The sequence below is a fragment of the Ruegeria sp. BF10 genome (assembly GCF_056538725.1).
In genome coordinates this window covers 98,763-112,381 of sequence record NZ_JBQFTR010000007.1, presented here as the reverse complement: position 1 = coordinate 112,381, position 13,619 = coordinate 98,763, and the positions used below count along the sequence as shown (strand labels likewise).

Annotated in this window: 14 protein-coding genes; 10 read left to right on the top strand and 4 right to left on the bottom strand. The window is 52.9% G+C overall.

The window, feature by feature from the left end:
- Positions 1-217 precede the first annotated feature (217 nt).
- The 3 genes from ACR0DJ_RS19105 to ACR0DJ_RS19095 are packed head-to-tail and all read right to left on the bottom strand — an operon-like array spanning position 218 to position 1,071.
- Positions 218-562 (bottom strand): type II toxin-antitoxin system RelE/ParE family toxin, encoded by a 345-nt coding sequence (locus ACR0DJ_RS19105; protein WP_480685959.1) that lies wholly within the window; start codon positions 560-562, stop codon positions 218-220.
- On the bottom strand, positions 559-816 hold the full coding sequence (locus tag ACR0DJ_RS19100; protein WP_108862330.1) for a type II toxin-antitoxin system ParD family antitoxin: 258 nt from the start codon (positions 814-816) through the stop codon (positions 559-561). The genes ACR0DJ_RS19105 and ACR0DJ_RS19100 overlap by 4 nt, the downstream gene beginning before the upstream one ends.
- A gap of 3 nt (positions 817-819) precedes the next feature.
- Positions 820-1,071 (bottom strand): hypothetical protein, encoded by a 252-nt coding sequence (locus tag ACR0DJ_RS19095; RefSeq protein ID WP_480685960.1) that lies wholly within the window; start codon positions 1,069-1,071, stop codon positions 820-822.
- An 884-nt stretch (positions 1,072-1,955) separates the two neighbouring features.
- On the opposite strand from ACR0DJ_RS19095, the gene repA reads away from it, so the two are divergent.
- From repA to ACR0DJ_RS19070, 5 genes are all read left to right on the top strand, one after another.
- The gene (gene repA / locus ACR0DJ_RS19090; RefSeq protein WP_037317392.1) at positions 1,956-3,140 is read left to right on the top strand and encodes a plasmid partitioning protein RepA; all 1,185 of its coding nucleotides are present in this window, start codon (positions 1,956-1,958) and stop codon (positions 3,138-3,140) included.
- Positions 3,140-4,108: a plasmid partitioning protein RepB gene (gene repB / locus ACR0DJ_RS19085; protein WP_298855832.1), complete on the top strand. Its 969-nt coding sequence runs from the start codon at positions 3,140-3,142 to the stop codon at positions 4,106-4,108. Before repA ends, repB begins: the two co-directional genes overlap by 1 nt.
- Positions 4,109-4,286: 178 nt before the next feature.
- Positions 4,287-5,336, top strand: coding sequence for a helix-turn-helix domain-containing protein (locus ACR0DJ_RS19080; protein WP_480685961.1), 1,050 nt, complete (start codon positions 4,287-4,289; stop codon positions 5,334-5,336).
- A gap of 141 nt (positions 5,337-5,477) precedes the next feature.
- Entirely contained in the window at positions 5,478-5,762 is a 285-nt protein-coding gene (locus ACR0DJ_RS19075; protein WP_480472954.1) for a CopG family ribbon-helix-helix protein, read from the top strand.
- Positions 5,759-6,040 carry a type II toxin-antitoxin system RelE/ParE family toxin gene (locus ACR0DJ_RS19070; RefSeq protein WP_480685962.1) on the top strand — a complete coding sequence of 94 codons (282 nt, stop codon included), beginning with the start codon at positions 5,759-5,761 and terminating at the stop codon, positions 6,038-6,040. The genes ACR0DJ_RS19075 and ACR0DJ_RS19070 overlap by 4 nt, the downstream gene beginning before the upstream one ends.
- A 301-nt stretch (positions 6,041-6,341) precedes the next feature.
- On the opposite strand, the gene ACR0DJ_RS19065 is transcribed toward ACR0DJ_RS19070, so the two are convergent.
- Positions 6,342-7,658: a tetratricopeptide repeat protein gene (locus ACR0DJ_RS19065; RefSeq protein WP_480473220.1), complete on the bottom strand. Its 1,317-nt coding sequence runs from the start codon at positions 7,656-7,658 to the stop codon at positions 6,342-6,344.
- Positions 7,659-7,780: 122 nt separating this feature from the next.
- On the opposite strand from ACR0DJ_RS19065, the gene ACR0DJ_RS19060 reads away from it, so the two are divergent.
- The 5 genes from ACR0DJ_RS19060 to ACR0DJ_RS19040 all read left to right on the top strand — a co-directional run bounded on the left by ACR0DJ_RS19060 (position 7,781) and on the right by ACR0DJ_RS19040 (position 13,592).
- On the top strand, positions 7,781-8,059 hold the full coding sequence (locus tag ACR0DJ_RS19060) for a hypothetical protein (protein ID WP_480685963.1): 279 nt from the start codon (positions 7,781-7,783) through the stop codon (positions 8,057-8,059).
- A 1-nt stretch (position 8,060) separates the two neighbouring features.
- The gene (locus tag ACR0DJ_RS19055) at positions 8,061-9,698 is read left to right on the top strand and encodes a sulfatase-like hydrolase/transferase (RefSeq protein ID WP_480685964.1); all 1,638 of its coding nucleotides are present in this window, start codon (positions 8,061-8,063) and stop codon (positions 9,696-9,698) included.
- 99 nt (positions 9,699-9,797) lie between these two features.
- Entirely contained in the window at positions 9,798-11,465 is a 1,668-nt protein-coding gene (locus tag ACR0DJ_RS19050; RefSeq protein ID WP_480685965.1) for a sulfatase-like hydrolase/transferase, read from the top strand.
- A gap of 59 nt (positions 11,466-11,524) precedes the next feature.
- Positions 11,525-12,769 (top strand): DUF3179 domain-containing (seleno)protein, encoded by a 1,245-nt coding sequence (locus tag ACR0DJ_RS19045; RefSeq protein WP_171724059.1) that lies wholly within the window; start codon positions 11,525-11,527, stop codon positions 12,767-12,769.
- 70 nt (positions 12,770-12,839) lie between these two features.
- Positions 12,840-13,592, top strand: coding sequence for an outer membrane protein (locus tag ACR0DJ_RS19040; RefSeq protein ID WP_171724058.1), 753 nt, complete (start codon positions 12,840-12,842; stop codon positions 13,590-13,592).
- Positions 13,593-13,619: the final 27 nt, after the last annotated feature.

The window sequence follows — 13,619 nt, the reverse complement described above, 5'->3', positions numbered from 1 at the left end:
CTCACGGGTTGCGGTCTGGCTTTCTGACTCAGGCCGCGCTGGACGGTGCGCCGATCCAGGCCGCCATGCGCCTGTCGCTGCACCGCTCTGTGGCGCAGGCGCAAAAATATTACGACGATGTGGACATCGCGGATAACCCGGCGACTGATCTATTGGGGTGAGCACATACTGACTACTTAAAGAATTCCCAGCTTGAGGGAAACTCCGGCTGCTGTGCCTATGTCTTGTTTCCTGTCGCATCCGTTAACGTGGCCAGCGCGGAAACATGTCGCGGCAGGTCGCAGCGGGAATGCAGGATATCAACAATGATCACCGCGTCCGGCTGATCCAGGTAAACTAGGAAGTGCTCTCCCGCCCGTACATATCTGAGATCAGCTGCCTCCTCTACCAATATAGAACAGCTGCGGCTGGCCGCCCTGCCCTCCGTGATGGCCAGACAGCGCGCTATCAGTTCTTGTTCATAAAGATCGGCTTGATGCCGTCCAAACTTGTCGATGGTCCATCGGGCAATTTCCACCAGGCTGGCTTCAGCACGGCGTGTCAGTCGAAAGGGTTTGATCACGCTTTGGTTCGTGCCCTTACAAAGGCACGACGGATCGCATCCGTACCGCCACCTTCTGCCAGATCTCCTGCCTGAGCCTGGGCTACGCCCTCCTGCAGGCCTTGCCTGAGAGACACCAGTCCCGCCTCTTCCCGCTCCAGAAGACGAAGACCAGCGCGCAACGCTTCACTGGCGTTCTGATAGCGACCGGACGCAACCAGGTCCTGCACCAGTTGATCCTGCGTTTCTGTAAGTACGACATTGCGGGTTACCATGGCTTAAGCCTCCTGATTGGCAATATATGCCAACGAAGGTACTTGTTCAACAATTGAAGTTTCCACACCCGGTAGTTTAATCAAGCCGTTCTTATTGCCGGCCTGACAGAGCAAATAAGTGCTCACCGCCGTGGCAGGGTTAACCATCGCCCCTACGCTTTCGCAAATTCCAAACACAGGGCCGACCTCCTTGCCCCGAACACCGCCCATCCGATTACCGGTGATATTCTCGAACAGCAGATGGTCACCATTCAAGGTTCGTGCCGGGACAGCCGTGACCGGATCATCCTGTTACTGGGCTGACCTCGGGTAGATGGCAGCGTTCGGTGATCGGCGGGATCTTTTTGGGGGATGTGTCGCTGAAGGAATTCAACGAGAATTACATGATTTAGTTGTCGCTGCTGGTAGTTGAGACCACCCAAAAAGACAAGACTCCACGGTTGGTGCGCAAGGGCCACGCAGCGAAGCCGTTGGTGCATTGGAGCAAAGTGGGTCAGATCGAGGACAACCCCCTGTTTCACTCGGTCTCGAAATCTGGCTGGATGCGGAAACGCCCCCTTAACCTGGACGCCATCGCCCAGATCGTCAAACACCGACTGAAGGTGACAGGACTACGAAGGATTATGCCTCATCGCATTGGCTGCGCTCGGGCTTCCTGACCCAAGCCGCGCAGGACGGCGCACCGCTCAAGACCGGTTTGCGCCTATCGCACTGGCTCAGAAATGCTATGACGGCGTCGATATCGCCCAGAACCCGGCTGCGGATTTGTTGGGGTGTGATTCAACCAATCAGCTCAACTAACCCCCTACCCTTCCCTGATACCCTTCTTACAACGCACCTCGCTCATTCATGACACAGCCTTCGGCAGGACATGCTCCACTCAAAGCGGAGCATTTAGAGAAGTTTCACGCGCATGCCTGCTTGATCTGCGGAAGATCCACCTCTGATTTGAGGGCCCACAATTCTCTTCTACCGGGTTTACAACTGTAAACCACCCTGCTCTGATACAAAGCGCATGTAGTCTGCCGGTCAGCGCAGCCCACAATATAGGCGAAAATTCTTGACTTAGGGTAGTGAATCACGGCTGTTTGTCTCAAGTGGCGCGAAAATGACCACATTCTTTAATTTGAGGCAACTACATGATTCCCGTGACACCACTTACGGCAGATCGACCATCGGCACTCGCCACGGAAATTTCCGAGAGATTGAACTCGGCTATACGAGAGCATCTTCTTGCTGCCTTTGCACCTGACAACACAAAATCACTACGCACATTCGCAGCACCAGAAGCGGCCGAACTTTTGGGCGTCTCGGGTCAATTCATGCGCAAGGTCCACTCAGAAGGTACAATTCCTGAACCAAAAGACGTGCGAAGCGGTCGACGTTACTATACTGCGCAAGAGCTTTGGGAAGCACGTGAAACGCTTGAGAAGACCTCGCGCAAACAAGGACGCTACATCCCTCGCCGGACGGAAGGAGAGAAACTTCAAGTCTGGCAGTTGATGAACTTCAAAGGCGGTAGCAGCAAAAGCACTACAACAATTCATCTGGCTCATTTTTTCGCGCTTCGCGGATACCGTGTGCTGGCCGTTGACCTAGACCCCCAAGGCTCGCTTACATCCATGTGCGGCATCAGCCCTGAAATCGAGTTCGATGGGCTAACGATATACGATGCCATTCGCTATGAAGACCCGGTTAATATGGCAGATGTCGTGCTTCCGACATATTTCCCCGGATTGTCTGTGGCACCGTCACGGCTTGTTCTTTCTGAATTTGAGACGGAATCCGCCGTCCACTCTAACCCTGACCATCCGTTTTTTACGAGAATACGGAATGCTCTGGCCCAAGTGGAAGACGATTTTGACCTTGTTCTTATTGATAGTCCACCACAACTCGGGTTCCTAACCATCGCGGGGATGGCTGCCGCCAGTTCTTTGCTCGTGCCCTTAACACCTTCTATGTTGGACGTGTCTTCGACAGCTCAATTTCTCGAACTTGCTGGTGCTTATATGGCTGTCATTGAAGACGCCGGCGCCACTCTCGAATACGACAGCTTCAAGTTCCTTATAACACGTGACGAGCCAACAGACGTTCCATCTCAACAGCTGGCTTCGTTCATGCGAGCACTGTTTCAGGACCGCGTTATGTCAGCAACGGCTCTGAAGAGCACTGCGATCAGTGACGCAACAATGCTCAAGCAGTCGATCTACGAGGTTGTGCGTTCGGAAATGACACGCGCAACCTATGACCGGGCAAAGAACTCAATGGATGCGATCGGCTCTGAGGTAGAGCAAATGATCCACCAAGCATGGGGACGTAGCTAATGGCTAGAAAATCTCTTCAAGAAATGTCGGGTATAGCGAGCACGATTGCACGTTCCGGATCTAAGACCGCAGACAGACCGGTAAGAGCCAACGCCCCTGCTCTCGGTGCGCTTCAAGGATCCCTTGCCGCAATTAGGGAAATTGACCCATCTCTCATAGACGATTGGGGACCGATTGATCGGCTTGGTGAGTTTACAGCTGTAAACCCTGATGAAGATGACGATAGCTTTGAGAGTTTGAAATCGAGCATCCAAGACGGCGGTCAACAAGTGCCCATCCTCGTTCGGAAGTCGAAAACCGAAGGTCGTTACGAGGCGATTTATGGGAGGAGAAGGCTCAAAGCATGTCGTGAGCTCAAAATCAAAGTTCGCGCCAATGTTCAAGATATCGACGATGCGTCGGCGCTCCTTGCCAAAGGCCTTGAAAACGCAGCGAGGCGCAACCTGTCCTTCTACGAAAAAGCTCGCTTTGCGGAAGCAATTCAGACCGCTGGGCATGATACAGCCACGGTGAAACGAGTTCTGAACCTGTCAGCATCAGGATTGTCCCACCTTACTAAGGTCACGCAAAACGTTCCTTTTGAGGTCGGAGAAATGATCGGCGCCGCTCCAAAGTCAGGCCGCCCGAAGTGGACTGCACTTGCTGAGCACTTCTTGGCAGGCAAGCTGACAATTGAAGACGCAACGGACTTGCTTCAAGCCGTCGAGCCATCGGTTTCCTCAGATGACCGGCTGGAAACCCTACTTAAAGCGGCCGCAAAACGTGGTGCCCGACAAAAGGACGGCGTTGGTGAAACCAGCCCCATTGATGGCGTGACTATCAAGTCCGGCAGCGGGTCTCTTACATTGTCAGTTAGAAAGACAGGTTCGAACGCGGATTTTGCTGAGTGGTTGGACAAAAATCTGACGAAAATCATCAAGAGATCACACGCCGAGTTTACAGCTGTAAACAACAAGCAAAATAACTGAGGACGAGCAGAAAGGAGGAAGGCAAGCAAAGAAAAACCCCCGAAACCGGAGCTTCGAGGGCTGCTGCGCTAAGCGCAATTCTTAGATTAGACACCTAGAATCTAGCAGTCCCCGAATCGCCATACAAGAAAAAACGCTCCTGAGCGAACGGGTATTTTTTGTCTGCTGACATAAACTCATGAAAACAGTGACAGCAATGGCTCCGTCAGGAGCAACCTTGTCGAGCGCGACAGGGCAGGGGACTTATACGCCCAAGAAATGGATTCTTCTTCGAGCCGTTGAAGAGGCGAGAGAGCCGCTTGGGCTGAAGTCCACTTCTCTCAACGTCCTAAGAGCAATGATTTCCTTTTTGCAAGGAGATCAGATTTCAGTCGATCAGGATGATGAGCATATCTGCTTCGCATCCAACGCCGCGATTGCCAAACGAGCCCATGTCAGCGTTCCAACTGTTGAACGTCATATCTCGACTCTGGCCAAGCTTGGGATTGTCCGACGCGTAATGAGCTCAAATGGTAAACGTTGGGCACGCCGAGACCGACAGGGCAGGGTGGTCACAGCGACCGGTCTTTCCCTGATGCCATTGTCTGAAAGGCATGCTGAGTTCCTCCAGGAAGCCCAGAAGCATGCTGACCGCGTTCTCGAATTCACGTTACTCCGCGACAAGGTATCGGCCGCTCTGGCTCGTCTGAAAGAGCTTGTAGCAGACGGTGGTTCTATCACAGATTTGATGACCTCCGTGCGCAATGCGCTGCGCCGTAAGCCGGATGCGCATGTCCTCCGGAAACTTCTGGCTGAAATCTCTGTGGAAATCTCAGAGATAACACCGGCTCATACCGAAAAAATGAGGGCCTATGACCATAAAATTGAGGGGCACAAAGAGGACTCTTTGAATCCGATAGTTAAGAAAGAAAAACATTCTCAGGTTCAAGTTTCTCCAGATCAAATGGAGCGCAGCTTTCCACGTTTGTGCTCGGAACTTCGCTTTGCCCGGGATCAGTCACATTGTGACCGGCTTATGGACAATATCGCCGAGTACTTACGATTTGGTCAGACCTGGTATGCTATGAAATCGACACATGGCCCAGCTCTCCGTTTCATAGTTTTGGGATATATTTTCCAACGAGCGGAGAACATAAAATCTCACCAGGCCTATTTGATTTCTCTGACGTCAAAGATCGATCGGGGAGACATGCAGCCAACCGCATTGTTGGCGCAAAACTCAAAATAACCGCGGACGAACAGGCCGTACTTATGAATTCACATCTCGCTTATGAGTTCAGAGCAACAGATGAAGTTCATCCCATCGTTCTATTGTGAATAGAATGCGAATGTATTACATTGTACTACACAGCGGAATCAGGTGATTGCGATGAGAACCAGCCCATATTCAATCCGTCTTGATGAAGACTTGAGAAAGTCTCTGGAACGAGAAGCTGCGATAGAAGATCGGCCGCCTGCGCAGCTCGCTGTACGAGCAATTAGAATGATGTTGGAATCCAAGGCCGCAAAGCGAGCAGCCATTGATGCAGCTGTCGAAAAAGCAGATCTAGGTAAGTTCATCACGGCAGACGAAATGAATGCCTGGATAGACAGCTGGGATACCGAGAATGAGCTTTCTGCTCCGGTCGCAAGCGGGCAATCCAATAGCCAATGAAAATTGTATTTCTCGAAGATACGGCCCGGGACATTCAATGGTTCCGTTACTACTACACGTCAGTTTTTCCTGAAGGCAGCGAAAGGGCACGAACTCAACTCAAAGCCATTCAGCTTACTCTTGCAGCCAACCCTTATGCAGGTCACCCAAGTGACACACGCCAAGACGTACGTGAGCTTTCAGTGCCGCGAACCCCATTCACGCTAATCTATCGTGTAATGCCCACTCAAATAGAAATTCTGCGTCTCTGGGATACCCGGCAGGGCGCGGATTACTGAAACCAGGAGTTCAATTTGCTGGCATCAGGCGGGCAGGGTAGGGGGGCAAGCAACCGAACCTGTTTTGTTGTTCGACCGCTTACTTCTGCACTGAGGGCGGGAAGCAGAAGTTCGCTGCGAGTGCAAAGATTATCTCATCGGGAGCCAAGAGCAGACCTTTGTCTGTCCATCACACACCCATTCGGTATCGATGAACTTTGTTTTGATCTCGTCTGGAGGTTCGTCCACTTCACAACCAACGCACCTCCTCCTTGGAAGCGCATGCCTCTGAACGAATTATTACAAACCCTATAGAAAATCGTCAGGGCTTGGCGGGTCCTGACCAACCTGCAGCTATCATTGCACTGATCAGCTCTTGAACTGGCTGTGGGTCTACAAACACCCGAGCCTTTAGTTTTTCGAGGGGGAAGCTTGGCCAAGTGTCCGAAAATACTCTTGCAAGCCGCTGTGCCTCAGCTTGTTCTCCGTTCCTCCAGTGGGCTGCCATAAGGTAAGCTGCGGAAATTGGTCCGAACGGCCCACCGCGAGATATTGTTTTATCAAACGTTCGGATTGCGGCAGCATAGTCTCCCGTGTGGAACTGAGCCGCACCCAATGCGTTGTCAAAAACTAGCCCTCCACCGTTTTGGGCCAGTGCTCTATATCTCACTGATTGCGACAGAACCCGATCAAAATCGGACGTGTAAAGGGAGATCAGGGCGTCGAATTCAGCAACATGTGAATCATCGGGTGCCAAGTCTACGGCCCTTTGGGATAATCCAACCGCGCTTTCATAATTGCCCACCCCAAATTCAAACCAGGCCCGAGCTGAAAGCGACCATGCTGCATCCGGAGCCATTTCCAAAGCATAAGCACTATTCTTGTCGGCCGCGCGCAAAAACTCATTTGAACTTGGACTGCCGGATTTCATGATGGCGAACATGGTTTCGACCTGAGAAGCGCCTGCGTACCCCCCGTAGAACAACGGGTCTCGTTCAATTGCTGTTTGAAATATCAACAACGCAGGTTGAAGGCGTGCCAAATCTGTAACCGGGAAAATTAGATCCCGGCCTGCGTTGCTTAGGTTCATTGCTTCGACGCGGGCTGGAGACACGTCGTAGATCGCAGTTTTGCCAGTTTTTGGAGCAACAGATTGCAAACTGCGGCCGATCAGAACGCCGGTTAGAATACCGGCTACTAGAATTGAAAGCGAGATAACGACCAAGGTAACCCGTTGCCTTACGCGTAAGCTTTGTCTGCTTCGATCGGAGCCCGACAAAAATTGTGGTGCGTAACTTCCGACAGGCAATGAGATTACCAGTTCGTCAGCGGCCCCTTTACTTTCATAATAAGCTTGGAGCTTTCGCCGAACACGTCCGGCATCCACACGCACGACACCTTCGCGTTTCAATAGCTCATCCGCCTCGTAGCCATAAATATCCATTGCAATGGTCTTAGCGCGTATCTCGTCGGAACGACCCTCCAGTGTTTCTGTCACAACGTAAGACAGGAATGATCGCATGCGGGCGGATCCTTTAAATTCATCCGACCCCAGAACCTTATTTAAAGCGACACGCACCTGCTCGCTCGAGAAGTGTTGAGTACCAGTCTGATCCTGATTTCCCACGCTGACGTTCAAAAACTATCCTTTCACAATAAGGGTTTGACGTCATGATGTTACCGTAGCATGCGACTTGAAACGTGCAATACATATTCTGTTGGGTGCATGCATAGAGAATGAATGCCTATAGGGCGCTGCCAATGACGGATGATGAATTCTTTGAATCCCAATTTCCCGAAGCGGGTCGTCTGCTACGGGACCTACGAAAAAAAGACCAAGAGTTTGATCGGATGTGTCGCGACTACAAAGAGGTTTTCGCGGAATTGGCGATGCCGCCAAATTCGGAGTCAGTTCTGCAGTTGCGATACCTTGCCGATCTGGCAGAAAGCATTTCGGACCTGCGCGGCAGTATAGAAGGACAGCTGCAGGCTCAAGGCGCGGGTGCGGAATCGGTACGGGATAAAGATTTGGAGGTTTGACATGAGACTTAGATACATCTTGCCGGCGTCGTTGATTGGTGTCGGCTCCGTGCTTGCACAGGAAACCCCCATTGTTCATGACGGTGAGTTTGAATTCCTCCGCGCGCAGTTTGGTGAGGCATGGGATGCGCAAGACGTTGAAATCAACGCCAAGCTGGCCGAAATTCGTGCGACCAATGGTGGCAAGCCTCCGAATTTTCTCTACGTCCTAATCGACGACGTCAGCTTCGGTCAGATGGGCGACCGCAAGATGAACTACGTCATGGGGATTGAGACACCCAGCATCAATCATTTGGCCACCGAAGGTATGTCGCTGATGCGCATGTATACCGAACCCTCCTGCACTCCGACCCGCACAGCCATGTTGACAGGGCGCCACCCAATTCGCGCAGGTGTGGAAGAGGTCAAGGTGGCTTTGGTTGGCGAGGGCCTTCCGGCCAGTGAAGTGACACTGCCGGAGATTCTGAAACAGGTCGGCTATAATACGGCGCATGTCGGCAAATGGCACCAAGGCGACATCGAACAATCGTACCCCCACAATCAGGGGTTCGACTGGGCCGCATTTCCACTACACCAGCAAGTACAGCTGAGCCTCATGACCCCCGAGGCAATGCGGTCCAACACTATGCTCGGCTATGTGCCCGAGGGGCAGAATAATCAGTTCCAACTGGATGAACGGTTCAAGCCATATGGTCTTGTCACAGGTGTCGAAGCCGAAGCCGGTGGTCCCGCCCTGGAAGTAGACATGTCGGCCGGTGAGGTGTGGACGCAGGCCAAATATGAAGAGATGAACGAGCGATATCAACGGCAGGCGCTCGAGCAACTTGAACGCGTAGCTTCCGAGGATGCACCGTTCTTCTTGCAATATTGGCCGCTTTATCCGCTGAACTTCGTTTACCCGGATCAGGCAATTTCACGAAATGGCGGATTTCACGCCGACAAGCTGCAACTGCTTGATGGTTGGATCGGAGATCTTCTGGCCAAGCTCGAAGAAACCGGCAAGGGAGACAACACGATTGTTGTTCTGATGGCGGATAATGGTTTGATGTATCACTATGAAGGCACATCCGGCCTGAGCCAGCTGATCTATCGCGGAGGCAAAACCCAGCACCTTGAAGGTGGCGTACGAACCGACGCATTCATTCGCTGGCCCGGTGTGATCGAACCCAACAGCGCCGCTGGAGACATCTTTCATGTATCGGATATCTTCACCACAATGGCGCGAATTGCCGGAGCAACCGGCTTTATACCGCGGGACCGTATCATCGACGGTATTGACCAGACCGCCTTGCTGTTGAATGGCGAGGGGAATGGTCGGCGCGACTATGTCTATGTTTACGAAGGGCCTGTTTTACGCTCGATCGTCAAACAGGAATTCAAGATGCATCTTCCTGCCCCTGGCCAGCCCGGCGCGGGTGCCCCGACTTATAATATCTATCGGGACCCGCGCGAGGAACACCCGTTGGTGGGCTACTCGCTTTGGGCCGGCGCATCTTTTCAGGATATGATCAAGCGCCACCAGAAGATGATCGCCAAGTACCCGCATTCAGAGATTGGCAAAGGTATTCCTTATGAGGGCATCGAAAACCTGCGTCCGGAAACCGAACTGACCCGCAATACATTCATGAGCTGGCAGTGAATTCGCAAAAAACAATTATTTGAATATAATGATGTTACAAATTGCCAGCACATCAAAGTTCAAACACCGAAGCTCTGCTTCAACCAAGGGGGAGACGGAATGAAACTACAATGGCTTCTGGTTTTGTGTGCAGGCATTGCCGCCCCACCTTTGCAGGCTCAGGACGACCCTATTCAACACGATGCTGAGTTTTATATTCTGCAAGCCCAACGCGCGGAACAATGGGTGCAGGATGACGCTGCCGTTGATCAGGCTTTGGCCGCTTTTCGTGACGGCAACAATGGGCAACCCCCAAATATCGTCAGCGTTCTGATTGACGATATGGGCTTTGGCGATATGGGTATACCCGAGCTCAACGCTGTCCGTGGGTACGACACTCCGAACATCAACGACTTTTCGGACGAAGCGTTGCGTATGGTGCGGATGTATACTGAACCGTCCTGCACCCCGACTCGCGTGGCACAAATGACCGGCCGCTTGCCCGTGCGTATGGGAATGGGTGATACGACCGTCGATATCGCTGGCTTTGGATTGCCCGATAATGAAGTGACGCTGGCCGAAGTCTTGAAACAGGCAGGATATGCAACCAGCCACGTCGGCAAGTGGCATATGGGCGATATTGCCGAAAGCTGGGCGATGAATCAGGGTTTTGACTATGCCCAGCACGCCATCCACCAGCAGGGCCAGCTGACAATCTTTAATGATGATGCGATCAAAGAACAGGTCTCGGTCGCGATCCGGGACTATGAGGATAAATACACACTGGACGGCTGGTTCCGACCGGATGCCTCGGCGATGATGACCGTCATCGAGGGCGAGACCGGCGGCGCCATTCGCGAAATCCGCATGGAAGCCGGAGAACGCTGGAACGCCGAAAAATACGACGAAATGAACCAGGCGTTTCAGGATAAAACACTTCAGGAACTGGAACGCCTTGCAACTGGGGACGCGCCCTTCTTCCTGCAATATTGGCCGATGATCCCGCTGGACAATACCCGCGCCGGCCGTGACGGGCCGGAAAGCGCGAATGGCGGCTTGTATGTCGACAAGATGCAGCTACTGGATCAGTGGCTGGGTGATCTGTTCGCGCGCATGGATGATCTAGGGCTCAGCGAAAACACCATCGTTGTGGTTATGGGCGACAATGGGCATTTTACCAAATACGCGCCGCAATCCGGGTTTACCCCACTGATTTACGCGGGCGGTAAAGGCGACACGACTGAAGGTGGCGTGCGCGTGGACGCCTTCATCCGCTGGCCGGGCATGATTGAAGCTGACGGGTTGTTAAACAGCATCATTCATGTTTCGGACCTCTATACCACGATCTCGCGCTTTGCCGGGGCGGATGGATTCATCCCAAGGGATCGTCTGGTCGATGGTGTCGATCAGTCGGCGGCGCTACTGTTCGCGGATGAATCGAAAGCGCGACGCGATCACGTGATCATCTATTCGGTCGCGAAACCCGAGGCGATCGTTAAGGATCAGCTTAAGCTCAAACTGCCGGGACCCGGCGAGAGCGCAATTTTAGCAAAATTCTTCGATCTTTACCGCGACACCCGCGAAGAATACTCGGTCTCAACCGAAGTCGGGTCTTGGGGTGGGCAGGAATTCGTACGTATACTGGGCCGCCACAAGGCGCGGAAAGAGAAATACCCCGATACTCCGCCCGCCTACGGCATGCCTTATGAGGGGATTGAGAACATTCGTCCCGAGACACAGCAAGCCGTTGAAGCTTTCATGATCAAGCGCGCGTCGCCCCAGAAGTAGGCCTGTTCTTTCGTAATGAACCGCGAAGGACTGTAATCACCAAAATCGAGGATCTCAGCATGGTTGGTAGCATAATTTTCGCACTGGGATTGATCGTGTCACTCGGAATCGGGTTTGTCTATTTCCGCGACCTTGGCGATGTCTCGCAAATGCTGCTGAAAGTAAAGCGCGAGAATATGGTGCGCTTTATCCGGCATGAATACCGCCTGATTGGCATTGGCCTGGGCGGATTTGTAGTGGCAACCCTTGCACATTTCCTTTTGGGGGGCGGCCCTTTCTGGCTTTGGCTTGTAACGGCTGCGCTGACCTTGCTTCTTTATGGGTTTCCCTATGTGTGGGTGCATTTGGGCCTGAGAAACCAGCTCAACGACGCCCAGTATTTTTCTATCGAGGAAGCGCGAAAATATGTCGGTCCAACAGCGCCAGTCATCGTCATCGAACACAATGGTCACGCGCGCGCGCACCCGGATGCGCAGATCATGCGCCCTCATTTGGCGGGCGATGTAGATGGGCTGGGGGGCGAGGATGTGGTCATGACTTACTGCGCGATGGCCAATCTGGGTCAGGGGTACACACCGCGAATAGAAGGACGGCGCCTGAACCTTGAGGTTCTGGCCCAGCATGGCAACAACTTGATACTGCGTGACAACGACACGGGCGATCCGATCCAGCATATCTACGGTTTTCGCGAGGCGGATCGCGACCCCAACTCCGAGGGTCCTGCTTGCCCTCTCCGGCCCGAAGCGCAAATGAGGCCTTGGCCCACCTTTCGAATGACATTCCGCGGGTTTCAGAAAGCCTATCCAGAAGGTGAGGTGTTTCTGAACAAACCATCCACGAACCCTTTGCTGCGTCTGCTGGACATGATGACCGAGATCACCTTTGGCTGGGGCATCGGACGCCAACATCAGGAAGACGCTCCTGTGATGGACAACATGGATCGTTCAGACCACCGGTTGCCGAACAAAACCTACGTCTGGGGAATTACGATTGGTCAAGATGTCGCTTGCTGGACCGACGATTTCATCATCGAGAACAACTGGATCGTGACCGCCAAAGTCGGAGGACGGGATGTCGTGGTCAGCCTGGATCCGAAATATGAAAGCCTGGGCGTTTGGTATAACGACTCGGGTCAACCGGTGGCCAAATGCGATTTCTGGGGTCACTCGGATCAGGGTCAGCTAAAACGTGTAGAAACCCTGCGCGCAGGCGTATTCTGGCACGTTTGGTCCGAGTTTTTCCCGAACACAGATATCAATCGCGTCGGCAACAGTTCGATGGCGACGGAAGAAGCTGCGGAATGAAAATCAGGACCACACAATTTCAAACCAACGACAATTTATTGAAACTTGTATGTTTGTCGGGAGGAACAGAATGTTTTCGTCACTATGGGTGAAAAGTTGCTTATGCGCGGCAACGCTATCGGCATCGGCAGCCACAACGGCTGCGGCACAACAATCCGATTGGTCCTACGAGGCCACGATTTATCTGTTCATGCCGGAAACAGAAACATCCTTAAGCACCCCCATGGGGACACTGGACGGTACACTCAGTTTTTCTGATGCATTGGAAAACCTAGATTTCGCCTTTATGGGAGCGTTCTCGGCCACCGACGGACGATGGCTTATACTTGCAGATTACAACTACACAGATTTGTCGTTCAGCAACAGCACTCCCGGCCCCGCCAGTTCGGGCCTCGAGACATCATTTACCACGCAATACCTAAGCGGTTATGTCGGCTACCGAGTGTATGAAGCACCAACTATCTCGGTGGATGTCGCCGGAGGGTTCCGGTGGTTCAGCACTGATACAGAGTTCACCCTTCTCCCTGGCGCGGCACCGGGGAGGACAACAACCGCCGACGACAGCTGGACCGACCCTGTCATCGCCGCCAGAGCACGCGTCCGGTTCTCGGACAAATGGTCCGGCACCGGTTTCGTCGACTACGGAGGTTTCCGCAGCGGCAGTGAAACATGGCAGGTTCTGTTGACCGCCGAATATGCCATCAACAACAGATGGCTGATCCGCGGCGGCTATCGCTATATCTCGTTTGACCATGAGATCGACGGTAGCGATTTTACATTTGATCAGTCAGGGCCAGTGTTAGGCGCGACTTATCGTTTCTAGAATTCTTTATTGGTGAACTCGAGACTG

Bases quoted from the DNA above. Each gene is read 5' to 3' on its own strand.
- ACR0DJ_RS19040 (WP_171724058.1), top strand. From the start codon at position 12,840: ATGTTTTCGTCACTATGGGTGAAAAGTTGCTTATGCGCGGCAACGCTA.
- repA (WP_037317392.1), top strand. From the start codon at position 1,956: ATGATTCCCGTGACACCACTTACGGCAGATCGACCATCGGCACTCGCC.
- ACR0DJ_RS19080 (WP_480685961.1), top strand. From the start codon at position 4,287: ATGAAAACAGTGACAGCAATGGCTCCGTCAGGAGCAACCTTGTCGAGC.
- ACR0DJ_RS19060 (WP_480685963.1), top strand. From the start codon at position 7,781: ATGACGGATGATGAATTCTTTGAATCCCAATTTCCCGAAGCGGGTCGT.
- ACR0DJ_RS19050 (WP_480685965.1), top strand. From the start codon at position 9,798: ATGAAACTACAATGGCTTCTGGTTTTGTGTGCAGGCATTGCCGCCCCA.
- ACR0DJ_RS19055 (WP_480685964.1), top strand. From the start codon at position 8,061: ATGAGACTTAGATACATCTTGCCGGCGTCGTTGATTGGTGTCGGCTCC.
- ACR0DJ_RS19045 (WP_171724059.1), top strand. From the start codon at position 11,525: ATGGTTGGTAGCATAATTTTCGCACTGGGATTGATCGTGTCACTCGGA.
- ACR0DJ_RS19070 (WP_480685962.1), top strand. From the start codon at position 5,759: ATGAAAATTGTATTTCTCGAAGATACGGCCCGGGACATTCAATGGTTC.
- repB (WP_298855832.1), top strand. From the start codon at position 3,140: ATGGCTAGAAAATCTCTTCAAGAAATGTCGGGTATAGCGAGCACGATT.
- ACR0DJ_RS19075 (WP_480472954.1), top strand. From the start codon at position 5,478: ATGAGAACCAGCCCATATTCAATCCGTCTTGATGAAGACTTGAGAAAG.
- ACR0DJ_RS19100 (WP_108862330.1), bottom strand. From the start codon at position 816: ATGGTAACCCGCAATGTCGTACTTACAGAAACGCAGGATCAACTGGTG.